The 2,020-nt window shown below is 47.9% G+C and carries 3 protein-coding genes; all 3 read left to right on the top strand.

Annotated elements, in window-relative coordinates:
* Positions 1–300 precede the first annotated feature (300 nt).
* The 3 genes from IAE55_RS33495 (at position 301) to IAE55_RS33505 (ending at position 1,816) form a co-directional block, all read left to right on the top strand.
* Positions 301–774: a MerR family transcriptional regulator gene (locus IAE55_RS33495; protein WP_200634965.1), complete on the top strand. Its 474-nt coding sequence runs from the start codon at positions 301–303 to the stop codon at positions 772–774.
* Positions 758–1,195: a hypothetical protein gene (locus tag IAE55_RS33500; RefSeq protein WP_200634966.1), complete on the top strand. Its 438-nt coding sequence runs from the start codon at positions 758–760 to the stop codon at positions 1,193–1,195. The genes IAE55_RS33495 and IAE55_RS33500 overlap by 17 nt, the downstream gene beginning before the upstream one ends.
* Before the next feature lie 402 nt (positions 1,196–1,597).
* Positions 1,598–1,816: a hypothetical protein gene (locus IAE55_RS33505; protein WP_200634967.1), complete on the top strand. Its 219-nt coding sequence runs from the start codon at positions 1,598–1,600 to the stop codon at positions 1,814–1,816.
* Positions 1,817–2,020 lie beyond the last annotated feature (204 nt).

The following is a 2,020-nucleotide window of genomic DNA, read 5'->3' on the forward strand; positions in this document are numbered from 1 at the left end:
CGAGTGGGGGAGTAAGGTCCTTACGGTGGCTGTGCAGACCGCAAGGACGGGGGAGGCAAGGACAGTGCTTTGTAGCGGGCATGTTAGCAGGGGAAACATGGAACGTGCTGATTAGGCTTTATGCTCAAGGCGATGGTAGTTATATTTAGAATTTAAGCCACCACTCAACGTGGTGACTTTTTTGTATTTGTGCGAGGCCATCACGATTTGTAATTCACTCAGGGATCACTTTATTTTTATAAGAAAAAAATGTAAAAACCGACTTGACCTTGGAGTCTGCTCCAATGTTATTGTGAATTCATGGAAAAACTTTATTCTATACAAGAAGCTTCACGGATGCTGGGGATCCCGAAGGATACACTCCGCTATTATGACCGTCTCGGAATTGTCTCTCCGACGCGGGAAAACAATCGATACCGCAGGTACTCGAAGAACGATCTCATCGATTTGATGAACATTCAAATTATGCAGTACGCAGACTTATCTCTTGACGAAATCAAGGGGAAGTTGGGGTTCCACAGGATGGAGAAGGTGGAACCTGCTTACTGCCAAGAGGTTGCTGCGTTCCTTGATGCCAAGAATGCCGAGACACGCAAAAAGATTGACCATCTTCAGAAGGTCAGTCAGCTGCTCGACGCAGCCGCCGATACATTAAGAGACTTCAATCCAGAAAAAGACCAGCGGCTGGCGGAGATCGTGCGCGAAATTTATCAGGGTATCCGTAAGAAGGAAACGGAAATTTTCATGGAGGGATGTGATGAGCATCAAGGTTAGCAATTTTTATTACCTGATCGCAGGCATTTTTGCGGTACTGTTTGCCGTTACGCACGCATGGAACGGGCAATCCGCTGTTCTTCCGGAGCTCCAGGTAGGTGCGATCACCATGGGGACACGGACGGTATTCATGTATGTTTGGCACATCATCACGGCGGAAAATCTGGTTTTCGGGGTCATGTTTATTTGGATGTCATTCCAAAGCGATCGAGCGAAGGTCCAGTTTGCCGCTTGGATGATCGTGTCGCTTCTGATCGTACGGCTGATGGTCATTCTTAGCGTAACCGCATTTCAAGACGCTTCGTCCCTTACGGATACGTTAATCGACTCAATTGCGATCGTCATTTATGTGGCCTTTATCATTTTGGGGATAAGAATAAAGCCCAAAAAAGTTGGGAAGTCAGAAGCTACATTTCAATAGGGAGGAATAAAGGTTACGCATGAATCATAACCGTGGATGCGATCGTAGCTAGGGATGTAGACGCATTCCATAAAAGTCTCGGTCCGAATGTCGGTACCGGGCATGACTACCTGTTAGACAATCCCGTGTAGTTCACCGATATCGATGAGGTGCATGAAGAAGGAGTGCGCATTCTGGCTCTTGTCATGGGAGTTATGCAAATTGGAGGGGAAGATCCATCGAAAATGGGGTATACGTTTTACTTTGAAAAGGATAAAAGCGGTGAATGGCAGATCGTATCCATCGATTAGCTCAGCGGCTCGGCCTCCTACAAATCAAAAAAACCTCTCAAGCGTGCATAGGGTTCACCATGCAGCTTGAGAGGTTTTTGCGTAAAGATTTCTTTTGGTCGAGAGGTATTTGATGTTAATTACACGTACCGGATTGCACGCACCAGCGGAGAGGACGGAATCGTTCTGGAGAAGCGGTCAGCGTTCGCCTTTGTCCCCGGATTTCCACCTTGGCATGTTACCGATCGGGAAATCTGGGGGCGACAGCGATCGGAAGAACGATCCGGCATCGGAGCGGTCAACGAAGCTCAACATTTACATGATCTGCCCAGTGAGCGGCTTCAAGGATTAATGTATGCATTTAAAAGATCTGCTCCTAAGAGCAGCTTAAAGGCAGTGGTCAGCGGAGAGGACGGAATCGTTCTGGAGAAGCGGGTAGCGTTCGCCTTTGTCCCCGGATTTCCACCTAGGCATGTTACCGATTCAGGAAATCTGGGGGCAACAACGATCGGAAGAACGATCCGGCATCGGAGCGGTCAACGAAGCTCAACATTTA

It is taken from the genome of Paenibacillus sp. S28 (assembly GCF_016624415.1).
GTDB classification, from domain to species: domain Bacteria; phylum Bacillota; class Bacilli; order Paenibacillales; family Paenibacillaceae; genus Paenibacillus_AQ; species Paenibacillus_AQ favisporus.

Coding starts and splice junctions, on each gene's coding strand:
- IAE55_RS33505 (WP_200634967.1), top strand. CDS start 1,598: ATGTTAATTACACGTACCGGATTGCACGCACCAGCGGAGAGGACGGAA.
- IAE55_RS33495 (WP_200634965.1), top strand. CDS start 301: ATGGAAAAACTTTATTCTATACAAGAAGCTTCACGGATGCTGGGGATC.
- IAE55_RS33500 (WP_200634966.1), top strand. CDS start 758: ATGAGCATCAAGGTTAGCAATTTTTATTACCTGATCGCAGGCATTTTT.